Origin of the sequence: Pseudomonas sp. B21-009 (assembly GCF_024749345.1) — a bacterium.
Lineage (GTDB): Bacteria > Pseudomonadota > Gammaproteobacteria > Pseudomonadales > Pseudomonadaceae > Aquipseudomonas.
Genome location: NZ_CP087199.1, coordinates 5,548,385 through 5,571,855 on the forward strand (window position 1 = coordinate 5,548,385; position 23,471 = coordinate 5,571,855).

The 23,471-nt window shown below is 61.4% G+C and carries 16 protein-coding genes; 8 read left to right on the forward strand and 8 right to left on the reverse strand.

From position 1 onward, the window contains the following. Positions 1–7: 7 nt before the first annotated feature. The 5 genes from LOY34_RS25700 to LOY34_RS25720 all read left to right on the forward strand — a co-directional run bounded on the left by LOY34_RS25700 (position 8) and on the right by LOY34_RS25720 (position 8,288). On the forward strand, positions 8–1,951 hold the full coding sequence (locus LOY34_RS25700; protein ID WP_195885249.1) for a type VI secretion system tip protein VgrG: 1,944 nt from the start codon (positions 8–10) through the stop codon (positions 1,949–1,951). Between the two features lie 15 nt (positions 1,952–1,966). Further along, positions 1,967–2,401 carry a DcrB-related protein gene (locus LOY34_RS25705; RefSeq protein ID WP_195885250.1) on the forward strand — a complete coding sequence of 145 codons (435 nt, stop codon included), beginning with the start codon at positions 1,967–1,969 and terminating at the stop codon, positions 2,399–2,401. A gap of 12 nt (positions 2,402–2,413) precedes the next feature. Continuing rightward, the gene (locus LOY34_RS25710; RefSeq protein WP_230090910.1) at positions 2,414–6,709 is read left to right on the forward strand and encodes an RHS repeat-associated core domain-containing protein; all 4,296 of its coding nucleotides are present in this window, start codon (positions 2,414–2,416) and stop codon (positions 6,707–6,709) included. 2 nt (positions 6,710–6,711) lie between these two features. Further along, the gene (locus LOY34_RS25715; RefSeq protein ID WP_093378468.1) at positions 6,712–7,047 is read left to right on the forward strand and encodes a hypothetical protein; all 336 of its coding nucleotides are present in this window, start codon (positions 6,712–6,714) and stop codon (positions 7,045–7,047) included. Positions 7,048–7,133: 86 nt separating this feature from the next. Then, positions 7,134–8,288 carry a lysozyme inhibitor LprI family protein gene (locus LOY34_RS25720; RefSeq protein WP_045201195.1) on the forward strand — a complete coding sequence of 385 codons (1,155 nt, stop codon included), beginning with the start codon at positions 7,134–7,136 and terminating at the stop codon, positions 8,286–8,288. An 81-nt stretch (positions 8,289–8,369) separates the two neighbouring features. On the opposite strand, the gene LOY34_RS25725 is transcribed toward LOY34_RS25720, so the two are convergent. Both LOY34_RS25725 and LOY34_RS25730 read right to left on the reverse strand, forming a co-directional pair. Further along, entirely contained in the window at positions 8,370–9,194 is an 825-nt protein-coding gene (locus tag LOY34_RS25725; protein WP_045201193.1) for a hypothetical protein, read from the reverse strand. A gap of 8 nt (positions 9,195–9,202) precedes the next feature. Then, positions 9,203–10,405: an MFS transporter gene (locus tag LOY34_RS25730; RefSeq protein ID WP_045201192.1), complete on the reverse strand. Its 1,203-nt coding sequence runs from the start codon at positions 10,403–10,405 to the stop codon at positions 9,203–9,205. A gap of 97 nt (positions 10,406–10,502) precedes the next feature. Here LOY34_RS25730 and LOY34_RS25735 point away from each other — a divergent pair, with 97 nt between their 5' ends. Next, a complete protein-coding gene (locus tag LOY34_RS25735; RefSeq protein WP_093378461.1) occupies positions 10,503–11,405 on the forward strand; it encodes a LysR family transcriptional regulator in 903 nt (300 codons plus the stop codon). A gap of 114 nt (positions 11,406–11,519) precedes the next feature. Next, the gene (locus LOY34_RS25740; RefSeq protein ID WP_093378458.1) at positions 11,520–13,184 is read left to right on the forward strand and encodes an FMN-binding glutamate synthase family protein; all 1,665 of its coding nucleotides are present in this window, start codon (positions 11,520–11,522) and stop codon (positions 13,182–13,184) included. Positions 13,185–13,214: 30 nt separating this feature from the next. Here the strand turns inward: LOY34_RS25740 and LOY34_RS25745 are convergent, their stop codons facing one another. After that, the gene (locus tag LOY34_RS25745; RefSeq protein ID WP_045201189.1) at positions 13,215–14,516 is read right to left on the reverse strand and encodes an OprD family porin; all 1,302 of its coding nucleotides are present in this window, start codon (positions 14,514–14,516) and stop codon (positions 13,215–13,217) included. Positions 14,517–14,743: 227 nt separating this feature from the next. Continuing rightward, the gene (locus LOY34_RS25750) at positions 14,744–15,433 is read right to left on the reverse strand and encodes a DsbA family protein (protein WP_195885251.1); all 690 of its coding nucleotides are present in this window, start codon (positions 15,431–15,433) and stop codon (positions 14,744–14,746) included. Between the two features lie 246 nt (positions 15,434–15,679). On the opposite strand from LOY34_RS25750, the gene LOY34_RS25755 reads away from it, so the two are divergent. Continuing rightward, a complete protein-coding gene (locus LOY34_RS25755) occupies positions 15,680–17,782 on the forward strand; it encodes a TonB-dependent siderophore receptor (protein ID WP_045201187.1) in 2,103 nt (700 codons plus the stop codon). 71 nt (positions 17,783–17,853) lie between these two features. Here the strand turns inward: LOY34_RS25755 and LOY34_RS25760 are convergent, their stop codons facing one another. The 4 genes from LOY34_RS25760 to LOY34_RS25775 form a co-directional block, all read right to left on the reverse strand. Next, complete coding sequence (locus LOY34_RS25760) at positions 17,854–18,054, reverse strand: hypothetical protein (protein WP_230090911.1); 201 nt, start codon at positions 18,052–18,054, stop codon at positions 17,854–17,856. 184 nt (positions 18,055–18,238) lie between these two features. Continuing rightward, positions 18,239–19,345, reverse strand: a complete 1,107-nt coding sequence (aguA, locus tag LOY34_RS25765) for an agmatine deiminase (protein WP_195885252.1) — start codon at positions 19,343–19,345, stop codon at positions 18,239–18,241. A gap of 20 nt (positions 19,346–19,365) precedes the next feature. Beyond that, the gene (gene aguB / locus LOY34_RS25770; RefSeq protein WP_093378447.1) at positions 19,366–20,244 is read right to left on the reverse strand and encodes an N-carbamoylputrescine amidase; all 879 of its coding nucleotides are present in this window, start codon (positions 20,242–20,244) and stop codon (positions 19,366–19,368) included. Between the two features lie 170 nt (positions 20,245–20,414). Next, positions 20,415–23,324, reverse strand: coding sequence for an aminotransferase (locus tag LOY34_RS25775; RefSeq protein WP_195885253.1), 2,910 nt, complete (start codon positions 23,322–23,324; stop codon positions 20,415–20,417). Positions 23,325–23,471 lie beyond the last annotated feature (147 nt).

The following is a 23,471-nucleotide window of genomic DNA, read 5'->3' on the forward strand; positions in this document are numbered from 1 at the left end:
ATAAGCGATGCTATTCAAGCAATTCACCCGACTGGCGCAGATCAACAGCCCGCTGGGCCCGGATGCGCTGATCCTGGCGGAAATGGGCGGCGGCGAAGAGCTGGGGCGGCTGTTCGACTACGAGTTGCAACTGACCTCGGACAACTCAGCCATCGACCTCAACCAGTTGCTCGGCAAGCCCATGAGCCTCAGCCTGCAACTGGAGCTGGGCCGCTCGCGGTATTTTCACGGCATTGTTTCGCGCTGCAGCCAGAGCATCGACCGCGGCCAGTTCGCCAGTTACCGCGTAACCCTGCGGCCTTGGCTGTGGCTGCTGAGCAAGACCTCCGATTGCCGCATTTTCCAGAACCAGAGCATCCCGCAGATCATCAAGCAGGTATTTCGCGACCTGGGGTTTTCCGACTTCGAAGACAGCTTGAGCCGCCCCTATCGCGAGTGGGAGTACTGCGTGCAGTACCGCGAGACCAGCTTCGACTTCGTCAGCCGCTTGATGGAACAGGAAGGTATCTACTACTACTTCCGCCACGAAAAGGACCGCCACGTGCTGGTGCTGGCCGATGCCTATGGCGCCCACCAGGTGGTGCCGGGCTACGAGTCGGTGCCGTACTTTCCACCTGATGGTCAGCACCGCGAGCGTGACCACCTCAACGACTGGCACCTGGCCCAGGAGGTGCAGTCCGGCTCGCTGGAGCTTAACGACTACGACTTCCAGCGCCCCAGCGCGCGCATCGACGTGCGCTCGCAAATGCCGCGCCCGCACAGCGCCGGCGACTACCCGCTGTACGACTACCCCGGCACCTATGTGCAGAGTGAGGACGGCGAGCATTACGCCCGTACCCGTATCGAAGCGCTGCAAAGCCTGCATGAACGCATCGAACTGCGCGGCAATGCCCGCGGCCTGGCGGCAGGCAACCTGTTCAGCATGAGCGGCTTCAGCCGCCAGGACCAGAATCGCGAATACCTGATCGTCGGTGCCCGCTATTACATCGTCCAGGAGCGCCTGGAAACCGGCGCCGGCGGCGGCAATGCACAGTTCGAAAGCAACCTCAGCTGCATCGATGCGCAGCAGAGCTTCCGCCCCCTGGCCAGCACCCTGCGCCCGCAGGTCAAGGGCCCGCAGACCGCCATCGTGGTTGGCCCGGCCGGGGAAGAGATCTGGACCGACCAGTATGGCCGGGTCAAGGTGCACTTCTACTGGGACCGCCATGACCAGTCCAACGAGAACAGCTCGTGCTGGATTCGCGTGTCCCAGGCCTGGGCCGGCAAGAACTGGGGTTCGATGCAGATCCCGCGGATCGGTCAGGAAGTGATCGTCAGCTTTCTTGAAGGCGACCCCGACCGGCCGATCATCACCGGCCGGGTCTACAACGCCGAGCAGACGGTGCCCTACGACCTGCCGGCCAATGCGACCCAGAGCGGGATGAAAAGCCGTTCGAGCAAAGGCGGCACGCCGGCGAACTTCAACGAAATCCGCATGGAGGACAAGAAGGGCGCCGAGCAGCTGTACATCCACGCCGAGCGCAACCAGGACATCGAAGTCGAGAACGACGAGAGCCACTGGGTGGGCCACAACCGCAACAAGGTGGTGGACTTCAGCGAAGTGGCGACCATCGGCGAAGACCGCATTCGCGCGGTCAAGCGCGATGACATTTTGCTGGTGGGCTCGACCAAGACCGACAGCATCAGCCGCAGCTACCTGATCGAGGTTGGCGAAAACCTGCGCCTGGTGTGCGGCAAGAGCGTGCTCGAACTCAACGCCAGCGGCCAGATCAACCTCACCGGCGTGCAGTTCAACTTCAACGCCGAAGGCAATGCCCAGTTCAACACCGGCGGCACCCTGGACCTGAACATCGGCGGCGCCCCCGGCGCCACTGCGGACGGGCAAGGCGTCAAAGGCACCATCGATGGCGCCGTGGAAGCGATCTTCCCCAAGCCCAAAGCCAGCCAATAAAGAGATTTGTGCGTCATGACTTATCGCCTCAACGAATTCCAGCTCGCCCTGCCCGATGCCGAAATGCAGGACACCAGCATCAACATCCTGCGCTTTGCCAAGCTCGGCACCTCGCTGATCATCAGCCGCAGCTTGCTGGCCGACGGCGAAACCCTGCAAAGCAACTTCGACGGCCAGCTCGAGCGCCTGCAACAACAGGTCAAGGACCTGCGCTTCCAGCCGGGCCAGGCCGTGCGCCTGGGCGCCGAGCAGACGGTGGAAGGCATCGAGCTGCGCAGCCAGTTCAGCAAGGGCAACGAAAAGGTCTTCCAGTACCAACTGGCCCTGGTACTGCCCGGCACGCGCAAGATGTTCGCCCTGAGTTACGTCAAAGCCCAACCGCTGGGTGATGCCGAGGCTGCGCACTGGGCAGCGATCAAGCAATCACTGAACTTCGACACCCTGGCCTGATGAGCACCTTGCATGTCTGACGCTCTTTGGGCCGCCCGCCAGGGCGATGCGCTGATGCACACCTCGATGATGGCCGACATCGTCGGCGGTGTGCTGGAAGTGGCCGCCAACGTCGCCATTGGCATGTTGGCCACCGCGGCGGTGACTGCGGCGCTTGGGCTTACCGTGGTCACCGGCGGCCTCGGCTGCTTCGTGCTCGGCGCGGTGGTCGGTATCGTGGTCGGCGTGGCCATGAGCAAGACCGGGGCCGACAAGGGTTTAAGCAGTTTATGCGAGGGTATCGGCAATTTTCTGTTCCCGCCTTCGGTGCAGGCCAACATCCTCACTGGCTCGAAGAACACCCACACCAATGGCAAACCGGCCGCCCGCGCTGCTGGCGTCATCGTCGCCGCGGCGGCGCCCGCTGGCAGTGATGCCGCCCAGCCACCTGCCGAAGAGGAAGAAGAAAGCTTCCTCGACATGGCCAAGGGCTTTTTCTCGCAGATGTGGCGGCCCACGGTCGCCAGCCCCGCACCAAACACCGAGCCTGCCGACGACGACAAGATCCTCTGCAGCAAGCACCCGCCAATGCCGCCGCAGTACCTGGCCGAAGGTTCGAGCAAGGTCACCATCAACGGCCATCCGGCTTGCCGCAGCGGCGATCGCAGCACCTGCGAGGCGGTGATCGTCGACGCCGGGCTGATCTCCAGTAACGTGCGCATTGGCGGCGGCTCGATCGTGGTCCGCGAGATTCGCAGTGGCAAGACCCCGGGCATCGGCCTGGCGATAACCGCTTTGATGCTGCTGCGCGGGCGTGGCGGCAAGTTCTACAGCGAACTGGGCTGTATGGTAATTGGCGGCGTTGCTACCTACCTGACCGAGCAGGTAGCAGGTGCGTTGACATCCGCTGTAGCCGGCTCTGCGCATCCGGTTCATAGCCCCACCGGGGCCAAGGTTCTTGCTGACGACGATGATCTGGACTTCAGCTTGCCCGGCTTGATCCCGCTGGAGTGGCAGCGCTTCTACAGCAGCCGTGACACCCGCCACGATGGCCTTTTCGGTGCGGGCTGGAGCGTCGATTACGAGGTATTTGTCAGGATCGAACTACACCCGCAAGGCGGCGAGCGAGTGCTGTTTACCGACGATCAGGCGCGTATTATCGACATGGGCCACATACCCCGGGGCGATGCCGTCTTCAGCGCAGGTGAAGGCCTGAGTGTACGCCGCGAGCACAACGGTGAACTGCTGATCGAGCGTACCGACGGATTGTATCGCCTGTTCCAGCCGACTCCGAACGACCCACTGCACCTGCGCCTGGCGCAATTGGGTGACCGCAACGATAACCGCATCTATCTTGATTACGACGCCAGTGGTCGTTTGACCGGGCTGCGCGATACCTTCGACTTGATCCAGGTACAACTGCATTACAGCACTCAATGGCCAGGGCGGATCAGTTCTCTCGAGCGCCTGTATAGCGACGGCGCATCCGAACTGCTGGTCAGTTATGGTTATGACGACAACGGCGACCTGGCCCAGGTGCGCGACGCCAATGGCCAGTTGCAACGCAGCTTCAGCTACGACCAGGGCCGACGCATGGTCGAGCACCAGTTGCCCAGCGGCCTGCGCTGCTTCTACGAATGGACTCGCGCTGCCGACGACTGGCGCGTCGCTCGGCACTGGACCGATGATGGCGACGAGTATCGTTTCGACTACGACATCGAGGCCGGCATCACCCGGATCACCGACAGCCTGCAACGGGTCAGCAGCCGCCACTGGAACCCGCAGTACCAGATCACCCAATACACCGACGCCCTCGGCCACACCTGGTGCTTCGAGTGGAACGACGAGCGCCAGTTGCTCGCTGCCACCGACCCGCAAGGTGGGCAATGGCAATACCTGTACGATGAGTCCGGCAACCTGTGCGAAAGCATCGACCCACTCGGGCGCAGCGAGTCAACCCTATGGCTGGAGCATTGGTCTCTACCCCGAGTAGAGACCGACTACGCAGGCAATCGGCGAAGCTATCGCTACGATCAGCGCGGCAACTGCAGCAGTGAAACCGACCCACAAGGCAACATAACTCGCTATCGCTACGACGAACGAGGCCAAGTGGTAGAGGTGATCGACGCTACAGGCAAGCGCCAACACTTGCGCTGGAATGATTACGGCCTGCTCAGTGAGCAGGTTGACTGTTCGGGCTATCCCACCCGTATGAACTATGACCGTCGTGGCCATCTACAATCTGTCACCGACGCCCTCGGCGAACGTACCGAATATGAATACGACGCACGAGGCCGCTTGCAACTGCGACGGTTACCGGATGGGCGCAGCGACCTTTACCAGTATCACTGCAACGGTCAGCTCAGTACCCATACCGACCCGGCCGGGCACACCACCCAGTTCCTCTATACCCGTCGCGGTCAGCTGCACCTGCGCATCGATCCGCACGGGCGCAAAGTTCAGTACGGCTATGACGCCTACGGCCGTTTGCTCACGCTGACCAACGAAAATGGTGAGCGTTATCGCTTCGCCTGGGATCAAGGAGATCGCTTGACCCAGCAACAGTATCTGGATTCAAGCACCCGCTGTTATCACTATGATGCGCTGAACAACGTTACGGCTCAGACGTATGTCCCGGCGCCCGATGACAACGAGCCGACACTCAAACCGATCTGTCACCACTACCAATTGGATGCAGCCGGCCGGGTAATCCAAAAACGCACTGACGATGGATTAACCGAGTACAGCTACGACGCACTTGATCACCTGATCGCCATCTGTTTCACCGATACCAGCGGCAACAGCGAACAATTGGAATTCGGCTATGACGAACTCGGACAGCTTGTTGAGGACTGCAGTCAGGCCGGCTTACTGCAGCACTACTACGATGAACTTGGCAACTTGACCCAGACCCGACTGGGCGACGGCCGCTGGCTAAATCGTCTTTACTATGGCAGTGGCCATCTGCACCAGCTCAATCTCGATGGCCAGGTGATCTGTGACTTCGAGCGCGACCGCCTGCATCGAGAAGTGTTTCGCTCCCAGGGACAGCTCTGCACCCGCAGCGAGTACGACCGTAGCGGCCGCCTGCGCTCCCGGCTGCGTCGTTCACTCCAGCAGCCGCCACAGCTACCAGCGCCCGTTCAACAACGCTTTGACTTCGATCCTGCCGACAATTTGATCGGTCGTTTCAATCAGGATCTTGCAGGCCAGCACCAGCAACTGCTGCATTACGATGCCAGCGCTCGCATCATGGCCAGCCAGAACACAGGTCAGGGCCAGAGCGAAGTCTTTGCCTATGATGCCGCGGCTAATCTGCTCGACGGTTCAGAGCTCGGAAAGGGCCTTGTCCGCCATAATCGTTTGCTTTCTTACCAAGACAAGCGGTATCGCTACGACGCCTTTGGTCGGATGATCGAAAAACGTAGCAGCCGCCACGGCGTGCAACGGTTCAGCTACGACGCAGAACACCGCTTGATCCAGGTCCGCAGCCATATCGGCGGCCGAGAACGGGTGCTGAACATGCGCTATGACCCATTGGGTCGACGCGTCGAAAAAAGCCAGCACGACGATGCTGGCAATCTGCTGGAAAAGACCCGTTTTACCTGGGATGGACTGCGCCTTTTGCTGGAGCAGCAGCATGGCCGAACCAGTCTCTATCTCTATGATCAGGACAGCCATGAGCCTCTGGCGCGGGTCGACGGCGCTGGCGCACAACAACACGTGCGCTACTACCACAACGACCTTAACGGCTTGCCAGAGCAATTGACCGAATTCAAGGGTGACGTTCTCTGGCAGGCGAGCTATCTGGTATGGGGCAACACCCTGCAGGAAACCCGCGAAGGATATTACCTCGAAGAGCAGAATCTCAGGTTCCAAGGGCAGTACCTGGATCGTGAAAGCGGACTGCACTACAACACGTTTCGCTTCTATGATCCTGATATCGGACGCTTCACCACGCCCGATCCCATCGGCCTGCTGGGGGGCATCAACCTTTATCAATACGCACCGAATCCGCTCGGTTGGATCGACCCGCTGGGTTGGAAGAAGAAATGCAGCTTCCGAAAACCCCGACGGGTAAAAAGCAAATCAACGGGGCGCACCAGACCCCGGAACCGCAACGAAGAGTTCGCTCTGGATCATGTCAAGAAACATCCGGAAAACGGGATAGAGATCATCAAGCCCGACCAGATCGGAGACCCTCACTTCAAAGGCAAGGGCTGGTCAAAAATGGAGCGTAAAGTAAACGGGGTCAACGTCCACTACATGGCCAAGCTCGATCCTAAAGGGAAAATGACCCACGTCACTGACTTCAAGATAAAGGACTGAAGATGAACTACACCCATCGAAACAGCAAAAATCAGAAGAGCCACTGGGAACAGTGCGAGCGGCAGCAGGCGCCCTACATAGAGATCAGCGACATCAATGAAACGTACAAGAATGTTTTCTACGACATTACCAATCTGTCAGGGGACCTCGAAGAAATTTCCGAAGCAGTGAAAGCGATCTACACAAGTTATGTTGCGTTCTACCTTGTGCCTCAGATCGATATCGAGCCTCTGTTCGAGCAATATTATTTTTTTAACCTGATCGTCAAATCTGCACACGCAGAGATCATTGCAGAGCAGCTGCATTGCTACCTGAGCGCACAACTCAACGGCCAATGAACCCCAGGCACATTACTGCGGCAGATTCCGCAATGGCCCTTGCTGACGTATCATCCGCACCCTGCTCAACCTCACATGGATGTCCGATGAAAGCCGCCGCGCGCTTGCTTCCTGCTGCCCTGTTCGCTGCCTGCCTGCACAGCCCCGCGACCCTTGCCGCAGGCTTTGACTGCAGCAAGGCCAGCACCCTGCTGGAAACCGCGATCTGCACCACACCGTCGCTGTCGGCCAAGGACGACACGCTAAACGAGCGCTACAAGCCGCTCAAGGACCGCAAGATCTTCCGCGAGCTGGAAAACTTCTGGCTGCGCGAGGTGCGTAACCGCTGCGAGACTGCCGCCTGCCTGGAAGTCGCCTACGACCAGCAGATCAAACTGCTGACGCCAGTACCGGCACTCTCCCAGGTTGATCCCAAAAGCCTGCAGCCCCTGCCCCGCGACCAGCGTTATACCCAGGTCGAGGATGAGCCGTGGCAGCGCTTTCCCCTGGCCACCGTTGCCGACATGAGCGAAGACAGTTTTGCCTATCTGGTGGACGTTGCCACCCTCGATGGCGTGCTGAACGTGGTGCTGTTCGTTGCCGAAAAGCAGGATGACGAAGGCAGCAACCCCGGCAATATCTATGACAGCCGCCCGATCGGCACCCTCTACGAATACTCCGACGCACGCCCTGGCCTGCACCCGTTCGCGCGCAATGTGCGCTTTGATGGCTGGAACAGTATCACCGCCAACGATCAGGGCCGGCGCTATGCCGGGATCATTGACGGGGTGTTCTACTACCGGCAGAAAATGAGCGGCGAGGCGCAGCAAAGCATGGCCTACACACTGGGTTCCAAGGCCACGCCGCAGCCTTCAACGCAACTGTACGCGGCCGAGTCCAACAGCAAGCGTTTCGCCAAGGCGCAGATCAGCGGCGACCTCAACCACGATAACTCCGGCCTGCTGATCTATTACCCGCACCTTACCGGCGACAGCAACCCCTACGACCGGGTGATGGACAAGGATGCCGGCGGCTGGAGCCTGGTCAACCCGACCTGGAGCCCGACCCGGCCAGTCCTGTACTTCGACAACAACGGCGGCTTCGCCTGCATCTGGAGGGTTGACCTGGTGACCAAGCGCCTGGAGAAGATCGTCCCCGAGCATGAGGCAGTTGCCGCTCGCCCGGTGGATGTCATCGGCCGCGAGGCAATCGTTTACCTGGAAGCCGACCAGTTAATGTTTGCCATCGCCCCGGACCAGTAAAGCCTGCGCAGCGCTGCGGCCAGCAAGCAGATGGACAAGGTTGCGGCAGCGAACTGTGCCTGCGCGCAGCCTATCCAGCGGTCAGTGCAACAACTCGGCGCATTCCTTCATCACGCCAGCCTTCAACCGCAGGTAGTGCTCGAAAATCTCTCGCGCCGCCGCCTGGTCGATATTGATCTGCATGGCTTCGACAAACTGCTCGACCGCCGCCACCGCGTGGGCAAAGTGATTGCTCTCGGTGCCGCCAGTGTGCACGGTGACCCAGGCCACCGTTGCCCGCGCGCGCTCTGCCGGTATGCCCATGTCACGGACGAACCACTGCTTGAACAACGGATGGATGAACTCGACCTCGCCGTGGGTATAAACCTCATGCACCAGGGTGGTCAGCAGGCCTTGCAGCAGGTCGCGCTCGCGCAGGCGCTGGCGATCGGTCCAGTCCTTGAAGGACTGGGCCGAAGGCAGGCAGTTGGCCTTGAGCATCCACTGATCATCACCGCAGAGGGGCGTCGCCATGTTGTAGAACAAATCGGCGTGCAGGGTATTGCCCAGGGCCCCGAGGTCTTCATCGGTGATCCGCTGCAGGCTGCCGCAGGCCCGATACAGCTGGTCGGCAGCCATGGAGCCGGCGTCGGAGCGGGCCAGCAGGGTCAGGCGGTTGGCAAGGCCCGAGACACTGGCCGCGGAGTTGTTGGTTTTCGACCAGCTGGCGAAGAACTTGCGCAGCACTGCCGGTGAATGCTTGCGCTCAGTCAACAGGGCAAAGGCCTTTTCAATCTCCATCAGCTCTTCTTCTACCGCCCAGAAGGCTTCGAACAACGCGTGCTTGAGGGTGCTGGCCGGCATGTCATTGAGGACCGGCTCGACGATCGAAAGCAGCTTGCTGTGCAGGGCTATCACGGTGTTCATTGGCGTATTTACGTCCTTGTAATGGAGGGGTCAGCGGTTTCTTTGAACGCGTTCTTGTCGGTGGAATCGGTGGGCTGCCAGCCGAACCAGGCGATCAGCATCACCAGCAACTGCGCGGCCATGATCAGCGGCACACAGCCTGACCAGCCCCAGCGCTGCCACAGCAGCGCCGGCAACAGCGCACCGACGCTGCCGCCCAGGTAATAGAACGTCAGATAGCAGCCCACCGCGCCGGCCTTGTTGTGCCTGGCAGTGGACGTAACAAAGGCATTGGCCGCCGCCTGGGCCAGGAACACGCCGGTGGAACTGAGCGCCAGCCCCAGCACGATCCACCACAGGCTGCTGAGCAAGGTCAGCATCGAGCCCAGCAGCCCCAGTACCCCGGCGAATACCACCAAGTGCGCCGGCGGCCTGGCGCTGGCCAGCTTGCCGGCAATCGGCGTGACCACCAGCGCCAGCAAAAACACCGCATAAACCGAACCCAGCGCGGCAACGCCAAGGTTGAACGGCGCGGCCAGCAGGTGCAGGCCGACATAGGTGAAGGTGGCGATCTGCGAAAACAGCACACAGAAACCAACCAGATAGGCCGCCAGCAACGGTCGGTTGCGCAGCATGCTGATACGACTGTTGGCGATGGTGATTTCGATCAGGCGCGCGCCGCTGGGCAGCAGCCGGTGAATGCTCAGTCCGATCAGCACGGTCAGCAACGCCAGCAGGATGAACGCTTCGCGCCAGCCCAGGTATTGGGTCATGACCCCGGTCAGAAAACGCCCGGCGAAACCGCCGAGAATGGTCCCGGCGACGTACAGGCTGGTAACTTCGGTGACTTTCGCCCCCTGCCAGCGCTCGCCGACGTAAGCCACGCTGGTGGCGAAGATCACCGGGATCAGCATGCCCTGGACAAAGCGCCAGAACAGCAGGCTGTTCAGGTCACTGGCCCCTGCCAGCATCAAGCCCGGCACGCTGAGCAACAGGGTTGCCGCCACCAGCACGGTCTTCTGGCTCCAGCGCCGGGTCAGCACGCCGACGAAGGGCGCGACCAGGGCCACGGCCAGGGTCGTGGCGGTGATGCTCCAGCTGACGTGCCGCGCATCCACGGCGAAGCTCTGCGCCAGCTCGGCGAGGATGCCCTGGGTAGCGTAGAGCGGCAGAAACGCGGCGCATCCGCAGAGGAACATCGCGATTCGTGCGGCAGACAGGCGCGATTGCATGGGAAAACTCGTTACAGTGACGAGTATTGTTTATAAGGTGCGGTCATTGGCACTGGCCAATACCGATTTCCGACCGATTGATACCTCAAGGTGCAACATGCTCGATGTGCGAAAGCTGCGCTATTTCATTGCCGTCGCCGACGACCTGCATTTCGGCCGCGCCGCGCAGCGCCTGCACCTGGCGCAACCGGCACTGACCCGGCAGATCTCGGCCCTGGAAAGCCAGCTGGGTTTTCGCCTGTTCGAGCGCAGCAGCCGTGCAGTCAGTCTGACCGGCGAAGGCCAGCAGTTCCTGCCTTACGCCCGCGGGGTACTGGAGCAACTGACACGCAGCGAAAGCTTCGCCGCCAAGCTGGCCGCCGGCACAGCCGGGCAGTTGAGCATCGGCTATGCCAGCTCGGTGGCCTTGAGTGACCACTTCACCCAGGCAATCCAGCAGTTTTCCCACGCCTACCCGCAGGTTCGCCTGACCCTGGTTGAAGAAGCCTCCAGCGCGCAATGGCGCAACATCGTCGAAGGCACCCTGGAAATCGGCCTCAGTCGGCTGTTGCCACCCCAGGAGTTCACGGAGCTGCACGTCCAGCCACTCGACCAGGAGCCGCTGCTGGTGGCACTGGCCACGAACGATCCGCTGGCGGCACTAGACACCATCAGCCTCACCCAGCTGCAAGCGCATCCTGTGGTGCTGTACACCGACGAGCAAGGCACCGGGCTCAACGATGCCATCGAGCGCTTGTTCCAGCATTGCCAATTGCCCTTGCTGCGGGGCCCGCGCGGACGGCAGATCACTTCGATCATTGCCCTGGTAGCCGCCGGCCAGGGCATTGCCCTGGTGCCTGCCTGCACCCGTGCCCTGAACCAGCGCGGCGTGTGCTACCGGCCCCTGAACGAAGCAGCCGCCAGCATCGACCTGCTCGCCATCAGCCACCGCCAGCGGCGCTCGCGGGCAGCCGAGGCGTTTCTGCAAATACTTGCCCGGGCAACCACACCCTGCGCATGAGCACGGCCCTCTGGCAAGCACGCCCGGGATAAAAGTGTTTTACCGAAACCACTGGTTTTCTGGCCGGACGCTTTGCCTATCCTAGGAAGGATCTCTCATATCAGCGGAAGATCCATGAAAGCCTCGCTTCCCAGCCGCTACGCCTGCCTTGTCGGCTGTCTCGTTTTCAGTTTTGCCAGCCTGCCGTTTGTTTCTGCCCATTCCTGGTTGTGGCCGTTCACCCTGATCAGCGCCCTGCTCAGCCTGGTCGGCCTCAATGACCTGCGCCAGAGCCACCACGCGGTGCGGCGCAACTACCCGATCCTGGGCAACATTCGCTACCTGATCGAAACCATCCGCCCGGAGATCCGCCAGTACTTGCTGGAAGGCGACGATGACAAGCTGCCGTTCTCCCGGGCTCAGCGCTCGCTGGTGTATGCACGGGCCAAGAACGAGAGCGCCGAGAAGGCCTTTGGTACGCTCAACGATGTCTACCGGCCAGGCTTCGAGTTCATCAGCCATTCCATGCTGCCAGTCGAAACCCCCGACCCTGCCTCATTTCGCATCAACATCGGCGGCCCGCAGTGCCGCCAGCCTTACTCGGCGTCGATCTTCAATATCTCGGCGATGAGCTTTGGGGCACTCAGTGCAAATGCCATTGCCGCGCTGAACAAGGGCGCAAAACGTGGCCGCTTCGCCCATGACACCGGCGAAGGCAGCATCAGCCCCCATCACCGCGAGCACGGTGGCGACCTGATCTGGGAAATCGGCAGCGGCTATTTTGGCTGCCGCACCCCGGAGGGTCGTTTCGATCCGCAGCGTTTCGCCGAACAGGCCGGCGACCCACAGGTGAAAATGATCGAGGTCAAGCTCAGCCAGGGCGCCAAACCCGGCCACGGCGGGATCCTGCCTGGGCACAAGGTCAGCGCCGAAATCGCCGCCACCCGTGGCGTGCTGATGGGCCAGGACTGCATCTCACCGGCGGCGCACAGCGCCTTCCGTAGCCCCGTGCAACTGCTGCAGTTCATTGGCCAGTTGCGCGAGCTGTCTGGCGGTAAACCGGTGGGCTTCAAGTTCTGCCTTGGCCACCCGTGGGAATTCATGGGTATCGCCAAGGCCATGCTGGCTACCGGCATCGTCCCGGACTTCATTGTCGTCGACGGCAAGGAAGGCGGCACCGGCGCCGCGCCACGGGAGTTCAGCGACAACATCGGCGTGCCGATGCGCGAAGGGCTGATGTTCGTGCACAACACCCTGGTGGGCCTGAACCTGCGCGACAAGATTCGCATTGGTGCCGGCGGCAAGATCGTCAGCGCCTTCGACATTGCCAGCGTGCTGGCCATTGGCGCCGACTGGGTCAACTCGGCCCGCGGCTTCATGTTTGCCATCGGCTGCATCCAGTCGCAAAGCTGCCACACCAACAAATGCCCGACCGGCGTGGCGACCCAGGATCCGTTACGCCAACGCGCCCTGGTGGTGCCGGAAAAGGCCGACAGGGTTTACAGCTTCCATCGCAACACCCTGCATGCCCTGGCCGAAATGCTGGCTGCTGCCGGCCTGGACCATCCGGCCGAGCTCAAGCCCAAGCACCTGGTTCGGCGCATCAGCGCCAGCGAGATCCGCCTGTTTTCGCAGTTGCATGTGTTCCTCAAGCCCGGTGAGTTGCTCAGCGGCTCGATCGACAGTGAATTCTATGCACGGATGTGGCGCATGGCCCGCAGCGACAGCTTCGAGCCGGAGAGCGGCGAGGTGCAGGCGATCAAACCTGCTGTGCGGCGAAAACAAACAACCCCGGCCTAGGCCGGGGTTGCTGGAGACACCAGACAGCTATCAGAGGATGCTGATCGGGTACTCGACGAACACGCGAACTTCGTTGCCGTCGTCGTTGTAGCCGTTCTGACGAACGCTTTCGGAGGTACGCAGGAACGAGCTACGCAGTTTGACGGACAGGTCCTTGGCCGGGCCTTCCTGAACCACGTACTTGAACTGGTTGAAGATTTCGCGCTCTTTACCTTCGCCGAAGCCGTGGGTGTTGATGTTGTCACCACGCACGTAGGCCACTTTGTAGGTCAGGCCCGGTACGCCGAAGGCGCCGAAGTCCAGGCCGTAGCCCAGCTGCCAGGAACGCTCGTCTTCAGCGTTGAAGTCGGACCAGTAGGAGTTGGCCAGGTAGATGGTCGAACCACCGTCACCCACGCCACCGGCGTTCTGGTAGAAGCCGTACTGATAACCGGTGTCGCCAGTGCTGCGCTGGTGGGCGATGGTAATCGAGTGCGGGCCGAAGGCGTAGGTAGCCGCCAGGCTCCAGATGGTGTTGGAGTCACCGGTCAGGTCGGCGGCAGCGACGTACTTCTTGTCGATGTCCGACTTGTAGCCGTTGAAGTCCAGGGTCAGCGACTGGTCGTCGGCGATCGGGTGAACGTAGTTCACGCCCAGGTAGTGCTTCTTCAGCACGTCTTCGACGTCGGAGGTGTACAGCGAAGCCGAGAGGTTTTCGCTGAACTTGTAGCTGCCGCCGAATACGTTGATCGACTTCAGGCCACCGCTGTCACGGCCTTCAGCACTTTTACGGGCTTCCTGGGTGAAACGACCGGCGTTCAGTTCCAGGCCCTTGATCTCCTTGGAGGTGATCAGGGTACCGGTGTAGCTTTCTGGCAGCAGGCGACCATCGTCGTACTGCAGCACTGGCAGCTCAGGCATCTGGTCACCGTACTTCAGTACAGTGTTGGAGATGCGGAACTTGATTGCTGCGCCACCACGGGCCAGGTTGTGCGGGGAGTTCTGCTGGTTGGTCGGCGAGTCGCCGTCCGCCGGCTTGAAGAAGTCGATACCGCCACCGCCGTTGCGGCCTTTACCACCGTCCAGACGCACTGCGTACAGGCCGAAGGCGTCGACACCGACACCAACGGTGCCCTGGGTGTAGCCGGAGGAGAACTTGCCGATGAAGGCCTGGCCCCACTCGCTCTGGTCGTTGGTATGGTGCTTCTTGTCACGATTGATGAAGGCATTGCGCAGCAGAACGCTGGCTTTGCTGTCTTCTACGAAGCCCTTGGCCTCGGCCTGGTCATTGGCCATAGCCTGAGTCGCGGCCATAAGCCCCAGCGCGACCAGACTGATCCTGGTTTTCAACATTTTATTTTCCTTATTACTTAGTCAAAGACGCTCTGCGACCAAACGCCAAAAACCACGCCCCCTGCGTGGGTTGACGCTCACGGGTCTGAAAATAAAAAGCCCGCCTGCGAGTGTTCGCAGCGGGCCTTTTTTCTGGACTCTTGGCCGATGGGCCTACAGGCGTTGACCGAATCCTATCCGTGTGCGGATCAGCATGTCAAAAATTCGTGAAAAGTAAGTGTTTCTGCTTACAGATCGCAGCCATCCGCGGCACAGAACGCCGCGTTTGCGGCATCTTTCTCCGCGCTCAGATAGAACTCCCTGTCCAGCCAATGCACGAAGGCCTCAGGCTTGCCGAGGAAAGGACCGATGTCGATGACCTGCAGCCGCCCTTCGCGTTCCAGCACCAGGGTTGGATAGCCCTGGCCACCGACGCTGGCCATGAACGTACGACTGGTGCGCATATGGCTCTGGGTATCCACATCGCGCAATGCACTGGCAAAGTCGGGTGCAGGCAGGCCCATCTCGGCGGCGATGGCCTTGAGCACGCCATCATCGGCAATCCGCCGGCCTTCCACGTAGTGCGCACGCTGCAAGCGCGCCAGCAACTCCAGGCCACGCCCGGCGAGCTGCTCTGCTGCCAGGATCGCGGCTATGGGTGGCTGTGAATCGAAGACGGCGTCGTTGTCACGCAACAGGCCCTCGAAGTAGTCCTGGCCAAAGGGCTGCCCGGTGTACTCGGCAATACGCCGGTCATGGGGCATGACGAAGTCGCGCAACTGCGCCGAGACCTTCTGGCGATTGGCTCCGGCCATCATCCCGCCACCGTGCAGCACAACCGGCATCAGCCCGCTGGCCGCATTGATCAACGGCTCGGCGCCGTAGCACCAGCCGCACAGCGGATCGAACACATAGTGAAGGGTGGTTTGTACCGGCATGGGCGCCTCCTGAAAAAATGATGACGTCAGGTTAGGCCGGATGAAGGTTGCGAAAAACGCTGCACGGGTTACAGCTTTGTTGCGAAAAACAGTACAAATTCACCGCTAAAACTAAAGGCTGATAGACAGAAATATTTTGAAACAAACAGCTCGTCGATAGAGCCAGAAACAATTAACGTTAGTAAATGTCAAGCATTATCATTCGCGCAAAATTTCTTCACTCTAATAAATGCCCGGATGTCCGTCATGCTTGCCCCTTGCCGCCTCTCTCCCCTGACCCTGGGCCTGTCGCTGTTTTTCAGCTCAGGGTTGGTCACTGCTGCCACCACCACGTTGCCCGAAGTCTCGGTTACCGCCGAGTCTGACCGTGAACGCGATGACCCGCGGGTACGTGAAGTCAGCACCGCAACCCGTACCGCCACGCCCGCCCGCTACGTGCCGCAGGCTATCGATTCGGTGAAGACCAGCAACGTGCTGGATTACGGCAGCAACGACCTTGGCAAAGCCCTGAGCGGCATCCCCAACGTCAGCAGCGGCGCCGATACGCGCTTTGACAGCGTGCGCATCCGTGGCTTCGATGCCAGCAACGACTTCTACCTCGACGGTATCCGCGACGACAGCCAATACGTGCGCGACCTGCACAATATCGAGCGGGTCGAGGTGCTCAAGGGCCCTGCCGCGGTGCTCTATGGCCGTGGCAGCCAGGGCGGGATCGTCAACCGGGTGAGCAAGATGCCGGAAGCCGGCCGCCGTTCCAGCATCGAGGCCCAGGGCGGCAGCGAGGACCTGCGCAGCCTGTATGCCGACCTCAGCGCCGACCCGAGCGACAACATCAGCCTGCGCCTGAACATGGGCAACCAGGACAACAACAGTTTCCGCGACGGCATCGACGGCAGCCGCCAGCTGTTCGCACCCTCGATGAGCTGGCAGCTGACCCCGCAGCTGAACTGGCTGGTGCAATACGAGTACAGCCGCTACAACCGTACCCCCGATCGCGGCATCCCCAGCGTCAACGGCCGCCCGGCCGACGTTGGTCGCGACACCACCTACGGCGATACCCAGCGCGACTTCATCGACGACAAGGCGCAATCGCTGCGCTCGCGCCTGAACTACCAGCTCAACGACACCTGGCAAGTGCGCCACACCCTGGGCCTGTTCAAGCTCAACAGCGATTTCGACAACACTTACCTGACCGGCTACAACGCCACCACCAACCAGGTTACCCGCCAGCGCTGGCAGCAGGACCTGAACACCCGCAACCTGTTCAACAACCTGGAACTGGAAGGCAATTTCGACACCTTCGGCCTGCAGCACACCCTGCTCACCGGCCTTGAGTTCGGTAACCAGCGCCGCGATCCGATCCTCTACACTGCAGCGACTTCCGGCGCAGGCGCTCGCCCGGTGCCGGGCCTGGACCTGAACAACCCCAACCGTAACCTGCAGCACAACGGCACCATGGTGGTCTCCAGCAACAACCACACCGTGGTCGACAGCCGCGGCCTGTACCTTCAGGACCAACTGCGCCTGAATGATCAGTGGCAAGTGCTGGCCGGGGTGCGTTTCGACCAGTTCGAAGTGCAAACCACCAACAAGGTCCGCGGTATCTCCGAGAAGCAGGACAGCAACAGCACCAGCCCGCGTCTGGGCGTGGTCTATTCGCCGTGGAAGGAACACTCCTTCTATGCCTCCTGGAGCAAGACCTTCTCGCCAGTCGGCGGCGGCCTGATCGGCATTACCCCGGGTGCGGCCGGCAATACCAACGAAACCAGCCCGGAACAGACCCGGCAGAAAGAAGTCGGGGTCAAGAGCGACTGGTTCGACGAACGCCTGAGCACCACCCTGGCGGTTTATGAGCTGGAGCTCTACAACCGCCGCACCAGCGACCCGAACAACCCGGGCATCACCTTGCTCAGCGGCCTGCAGCGCTCACGCGGCGTCGAGCTGACCGCCACCGGCAACATCGTTGGCAACTGGTACGTACGCGGCGGTATCGGTATCCAGGATGCAACCATCGTCGAGGACAACAACGGCCAGGAAGGCAACCGCGTGAGCAACGTTGCCAAGCGCAACGCCAGCCTGTTCGTTACCTGGAAACCGGAAATGGGCTGGTACGGCGAAACCGGCCTGACCCTGGTCGGCGAGCGCTATGCCGACAACCAGAACACCGCCGTGCTGCCCGGCTATGGCCGTTGGGACGCGCTGGCAGGCTTTCGTACCAAGGACTGGGACCTGCGCGCGGCGCTCAACAACATTACCGACAAAACCTACTACAGCTCGGCCACCAGCGCCGCGCAGATCCAGTTTGGCGACCCGCGCAGCCTGATCGTGACCGGCACCTACAGCTTCTAAACACCAGGCAATAAAAAAAGGGCGGCATTGTTCAGGCAATGCCGCCCTTTTCATTGTTGTTGCCGAACCCTCTAGCGGCTGCCATCACCCAGCAGCGCTTCCAGCTCTGCCTCGCTCAGCAGGCCTGCCGGATAACGCGCCAGTAACGAGCGATGCTGATCGGCCTTCCTGACCCGGTTTGCTCCATGGTGTTTCAACCACTGCGCCACGCGCTGGAGGGACTCGTGATTCACCGCTGATGGGGGCGAAGCCGGCTCACTTGCTGCATTCATTTCGACACGTACTCCCTGGGGCCGTGAGCGGCTAACCTACTCAAACTTTGTGACAGAACCATGCTGGTCTATCTGTTTGAAATACAATGCAAAACAAATACAAGAGGTGTGCCAGAAGACTATGCCGGTCGTCGTCCACGCATAAAAAAGCCCGTCAATCGACGGGCTGTTTTCTTACTGCACTTCAGCCTTTGGCTGGCGCCGGTTGTTGCTGGGTCAGGCAATGGATGTTGCCGCCGCCCAGGAGCATCTCGCGCCCGGGGATCATGACCACTTCATGGTCAGGGAACACCCGCGCCAGAATCGCTCTAGCCTCGGCATCTGCCGGGTCGTCGAAGCTCGGGGCGATGATGCCGCCGTTGACGATCAGGAAGTTGACGTAGGAGCCAGCCAGGCGCACCGACGGGTTGCGCTCCTGGCTGCCGGCCACCGGATCGACCCCGGCGCACTCTTCTTCAGTGGCGAACAGCGGCCCCGGAATCGGCATCTTGTGCACGGTGAAGGCGCGACCTTTGGCGTCACGGCTGTTTTCCAGCACCTCAAGTGCGCTATGGCAGCGTGCATAGTTGGGGTCTTGCGGATCATCGGTCCAGGCCAGTAACACTTCTCCTGGGCGGACGTAACAACAGAAGTTGTCGACGTGGCCGTCGGTTTCGTCGTTGTACAGACCATCGGGCAGCCAGATGATGCTGTCCACGGCCAGGTGGTCACGCAGGATGGCTTCGATCTGCTCGCGGTTCAGGTGCGGGTTGCGGTTGTGGTTGAGCAGGCATTCTTCAGTGGTGATCAGGGTGCCTTCACCGTCGACATGGATCGAGCCGCCTTCGAGCACGAAGCCTTCGGTGTGGTAGCGCTGGCAGCGCTCCATCTCCAGCACCTTGCTGGCCAGTTGCTCGTCGCGGTTCCACGGCGCGTACAGGCCACCCTCGAAGCCGCCCCAGGCATTGAAACCCCAGTCGACGCCGCGTACTTCACCGCTGTCGTTGATGACGAAGGTCGGGCCGGTATCACGCACCCAGGCGTCGTCGTTGCTGATTTCCACCACGCGGATGTTCGGCAGGTCCAGGCGGGCCCGGGCGTTGTCGTACTGCGCGGCCGAGACGGCAACGGTCACCGGCTCGAAACGGGCGATGGCCTTGGCCAGGGTCACGTGGGCAGCCTGTACCGGCTTGCCACCCAGGCGCCAGTTGTCCGGGCGCTCGGGCCAGACCATCCAGACCTGGGTTTGTGGCGCCCATTCGGCAGGCATGTGGAAGCCGTCGGCGCGCGGGGTACTGGTAAGCGTTTTCATAGAGGATCCTTGCTGAACTTTCAGGATTGCAGCGCGCCGTCGAGGGTCTTCAGCGGGCCGTACAGATTCGGACGACGGTCGCGGAAAGTACCCCAGGCACTGCGGGTGTGCTCAAGTTTATCGAGGTCGAAAGTATGCACCAGCACACCCTCCTCGGTCTCGTTCAGCGCCTGGACCTTCTCGCCGTACTGGTCGGCGATGAAGGAGGAGCCGTAGAAGGTGATGTCGTAGCCGTCCTGTTGTTCGCGGCCGATACGGTTACTGGCCACCAGCGGCATCAGGTTGGCACCGGCATGACCTTGCTGCACACGCTGCCAGTGGTCGCGCGAGCAGATGCTCTGGTCGTGCGGCTCGCTACCGATGGCGGTCGGGTAGAACAGCACCTCGGCGCCGAGCAGGGCCATGCTGCGTGCGCACTCGGGGAACCACTGGTCCCAGCAGATGCCGACGCCGATTTTCGCGTAGCGGGTCTGCCAGACCTTGAAGCCGGTGTCGCCCGGGTTGAAGTAGTACTTTTCGTGGTAGCCGGGGCCATCCGGAATGTGGGTCTTGCGGTACACACCGAGGTTGCTGCCGTCGGCATCGATGATCGCGATGCTGTTGAAACGCGCACGCCCGGCCAGCTCGTAGAAGCTGATCGGCAGCACCACCTGCAGCTCTTTGGCGAGCTTCTGGAAATGACCGATGGCGGCGTTGGTTTCAACCGCTGTGGCCAGTTGCAGGTAGTCCGGATTGGGCTTCTGGCAGAAGTACGGGGTTTCGAACAGTTCCTGGATCAGGATGATCTGCGCGCCCTTGGCAGCCGCTTCGCGGACCAGCCGTTCGGCGGTTTCCAGGTTGCCCTGGCGGTCCCAGGAGCAGGCCATCTGGGTGGCGGCAACAGTGACAGTGCGGCTCATGCATTCCTCCTCGGCAGGTGGTTGAACCGACAAGGCCAGGCCACCAAGTTGATGATGGACGCATTTATATCCGATAAATATCGGCTTTAAAAGTGGCAAATGGAAAATATCAGGCGTAAAAAAGCCGGTTAATTCGATAACAATCGGATTAACCGGCTTTAGCTCAAGGGTTACAGGTCTTCCGACAGTACCCGGTCGATGCTGTCGACGAAGAAGTCCACGCTCGCGCGGGTGGTGCACATCGGCGGCTTGATCTTGAGGATGTTGAGGTAATCGCCAGTGGGCTGCATGAAGATACCCAGGTCACGCAGGCGGTTGCACAGCAGGGTAGTCTCGGCACTGGCCGGCTCCAGGCTCTGGCGGTCACGCACCAGTTCCAGCCCCAGGTAGAAGCCGGAGCCGTGCACGGCACCCGCCAGCGGATATTTATCGACCAATTGTTGCAGCCGTGACTTGAAGTAGCCGCCGACTTCCCGGGCGTTGTCCCATAGCCCTTCTACTTCCATGACATCAAGCACGGCCATGCCGATTCGGCAACTGACCGGGCTGCCGCCGGCGGAGGAGAAGAAATAGCCCTCGGCTTCCAGCGCCTCGGCAATCTCGCGGCGGGTGATGACCGCGCCCAGTGGCTGGCCGTTGCCCATGCCCTTGGCCATGGTGATGATGTCCGGCACCACGCCCTGCTCTTCAAAACCCCAAAACCAGGTGCCCAGCCGGCCATAGCCGACCTGCACTTCGTCGGCGATGCATACCCCGCCCGCCGCCCGCACCTTGGCATAGGCTTGCTGCAGGTAACCCGCAGGCAACGAGATGCCGCCGGCATTGCCGTACACCGGCTCGCAGATGAACCCGGCCAGTTGCCGCTGCTCGGCAGCCAGCGCATCGAGCTTGGCATCGACGTCGCGCAGATAGTCGGCGGCGCTCTCGGCGCCACGGTAGGCGCCGCGATAGGTGTTGGGCGCGATCACCGGGTGAACCCAGTCCGGCCGGGTGCTCAAGGCCTGGGGGTTGTCGGCGATGGAGGTGGAAATCGCATCGGTGGCCACCGACCAGCCGTGATAGGCCTCAAGTACGCTCAGCAGGTCACGCCCACCGCTGTAGGCCCAGGCCAGGCGGATCGCCAGGTCATTGGCCTCGGTGCCACTGTTGACCAGAAATACCCGGTCCATGCCGCTCGGTGCCAGGGCCAGCAAGCGCTCGGAGAATTCGGCGATGGCGGCATAATGAAAACGCGAGTTGGTATTGAGCAACGACCATTGCCGCGCCGACTCGGCGACCATGCGCGGGTGCCCGTGGCCGAGCACCGCAACGTTGTTGAGCATGTCCAGGTAGGCCCGCCCCTGCATGTCGAACAAGTAGTTGCGCCAGCCGCGCTCGATATGCGGCGGCTGCTGGTAATAGTGTTTTTGCGAGCGGGCGAAACTGGCATCGCGCCGAGCCAGCAAAGCCTGGGCATCGACCAGCGGTTCGGCGTCGCAGGCAAAGCCGAGGATGGCTTGCGGCGAGGGGCACAATGCCTGCCAGGCCTGGGCCCGCGAAGGCACGACAAAAGCTGGTGGATACAAGCCGGCCACCCGGCATAACTGGACCGTCAACACTGCGCCAGTGGCGCCCAGAGACTGTCCGATGGCCAATGCCTGCCCGTCGGCCGGCGTCTGATCCAGCCCGTGCAACCACAGGCTGCATTCACTGCCCTCAAGGCAGCCGCTGTCTTCGCCATATTGGTGCCAGGTCCCGGCCCAAGGAGCCTGGAGCACCGTGGCGCAAGGCAGATGCAGTTCGACATGTAGGGCGAACGTCGCAGGTTCCGCGGGATTGTCGATGTGGGTCTGCGACAGACGATACTGCCCATACAGGCTGCTGGCAGCGCCTGAAGCACTGGCCTGCTGCGCCAGCACGCGCTGGTCAATGCCGGCTTGCTCCCAGTTGCCGGCCTGGTAATGCTCGCTTAGCACGCCCAGGTCCACACCAATCACCTGGGCAGCCACCGGGTTCGGCAGGAGGGGCGCCGAGCCTTCCAGCGCCAGCGCAGGCAGCTCATGCCCGCTCGCCTGCAGAATCGCCGCCTGCATCAGTTCGAACGGCACACTGGTAGCGACGTCGAAAATTTCCCACTCATGGGCCAGATTGTCCCGGCTATAGCTGTTGCCGGGGTCGATGCTCAGTTGTTGCTCGCTGCTTAGCACCAGCACCGCAGCGCGGGCCACCACCAATGGCCACAAGGCCTTGAGTTCAGCGGCGCTCAGCGGGTTGAGCGCATGATAAGCCTCGATCGCCGGCAAGATGCGCAGGGGATCGCCTTCGGCGTGGTGCAGCAACGCCGCGCAGGTGACCGAGAGGTCGGCAATGCGCCAGGTGTGCATCAGGTCGCCGAAATCGATGACCCCCTGCAGTTGCCACTGGCGCTGCTCATCGCGCGCCCACACGGCGTTGTCATCGGTGATGTCCAGGTGCACGGCTTGCGATGGCAGATCGTTTATCAAGGGTTGCAGCTGTTCCCGGGCCTGATCTGCGGCGGCTTTTACCCTGGCTTGCTGCGGGTTGTTATCCAGTATCGGCAACAGGTGATTGATCAACGCCTGGGCATGGCGCGGATCCCACTGCAATGTGCGCTCAAGGCCCGGGTGGGTGAAACTGGCCAGAGCCTGGTCGACCCGCGCGCACAGGCGGCCGAGCTCAGCTACCAGGCGCGGCTCCATGTGCTTGATGCGGGTCAGTGACTGGCCTTCTATATAGTCGAGCAGGCGCACGCGTAGCGGTTGGCCGTCGACAGTCACCGTCAACAGTTGCTCACCGGATCGAGCAGCCTGCACCGCAGGCACTGGCAGCCGCTGATCGCGCAGGAAGCCGAGGGCGGCATGCTGGGCTTGCAGTTCCTGCTCGGCATAGGCGCCATGGCAAACCTTCAGCACGTAGCGCCCATGGTCCGAATCGATAAGAAAATTCAGGTCTTGCTGGCTGCCCAATGCCTGCAATGAGCCGCTCAGGCCAAAGTGTTCCTGCAACAGGGTTGCGGCCTGCTGTTCACTGACTTCAGGGCATGGCTGGCTGGAGCGATGGATCAGGGTACTGAGCGACATGGGCAGGGGACCTCATTTTTTTTGTTGCCTATATCGCCACTGCTTGTGCCGGTTGGCAAGAATAACGGCTAAAATTGCGCAACATTTGCTCAGTTTCATCGAGCAGCCCGGGTAAGAAGGACTGTTCGGCGCTTTTTGCTTGCGCCT

Coding starts and splice junctions, on each gene's coding strand:
- LOY34_RS25700 (WP_195885249.1), top strand. CDS start 8: ATGCTATTCAAGCAATTCACCCGACTGGCGCAGATCAACAGCCCGCTG.
- LOY34_RS25705 (WP_195885250.1), top strand. CDS start 1,967: ATGACTTATCGCCTCAACGAATTCCAGCTCGCCCTGCCCGATGCCGAA.
- LOY34_RS25710 (WP_230090910.1), top strand. CDS start 2,414: ATGTCTGACGCTCTTTGGGCCGCCCGCCAGGGCGATGCGCTGATGCAC.
- LOY34_RS25715 (WP_093378468.1), top strand. CDS start 6,712: ATGAACTACACCCATCGAAACAGCAAAAATCAGAAGAGCCACTGGGAA.
- LOY34_RS25720 (WP_045201195.1), top strand. CDS start 7,134: ATGAAAGCCGCCGCGCGCTTGCTTCCTGCTGCCCTGTTCGCTGCCTGC.
- LOY34_RS25725 (WP_045201193.1), bottom strand. CDS start 9,194: ATGAACACCGTGATAGCCCTGCACAGCAAGCTGCTTTCGATCGTCGAG.
- LOY34_RS25730 (WP_045201192.1), bottom strand. CDS start 10,405: ATGCAATCGCGCCTGTCTGCCGCACGAATCGCGATGTTCCTCTGCGGA.
- LOY34_RS25735 (WP_093378461.1), top strand. CDS start 10,503: ATGCTCGATGTGCGAAAGCTGCGCTATTTCATTGCCGTCGCCGACGAC.
- LOY34_RS25740 (WP_093378458.1), top strand. CDS start 11,520: ATGAAAGCCTCGCTTCCCAGCCGCTACGCCTGCCTTGTCGGCTGTCTC.
- LOY34_RS25745 (WP_045201189.1), bottom strand. CDS start 14,516: ATGTTGAAAACCAGGATCAGTCTGGTCGCGCTGGGGCTTATGGCCGCG.
- LOY34_RS25750 (WP_195885251.1), bottom strand. CDS start 15,433: ATGCCGGTACAAACCACCCTTCACTATGTGTTCGATCCGCTGTGCGGC.
- LOY34_RS25755 (WP_045201187.1), top strand. CDS start 15,680: ATGCTTGCCCCTTGCCGCCTCTCTCCCCTGACCCTGGGCCTGTCGCTG.
- LOY34_RS25760 (WP_230090911.1), bottom strand. CDS start 18,054: ATGAATGCAGCAAGTGAGCCGGCTTCGCCCCCATCAGCGGTGAATCAC.
- aguA (WP_195885252.1), bottom strand. CDS start 19,345: ATGAAAACGCTTACCAGTACCCCGCGCGCCGACGGCTTCCACATGCCT.
- aguB (WP_093378447.1), bottom strand. CDS start 20,244: ATGAGCCGCACTGTCACTGTTGCCGCCACCCAGATGGCCTGCTCCTGG.
- LOY34_RS25775 (WP_195885253.1), bottom strand. CDS start 23,324: ATGTCGCTCAGTACCCTGATCCATCGCTCCAGCCAGCCATGCCCTGAA.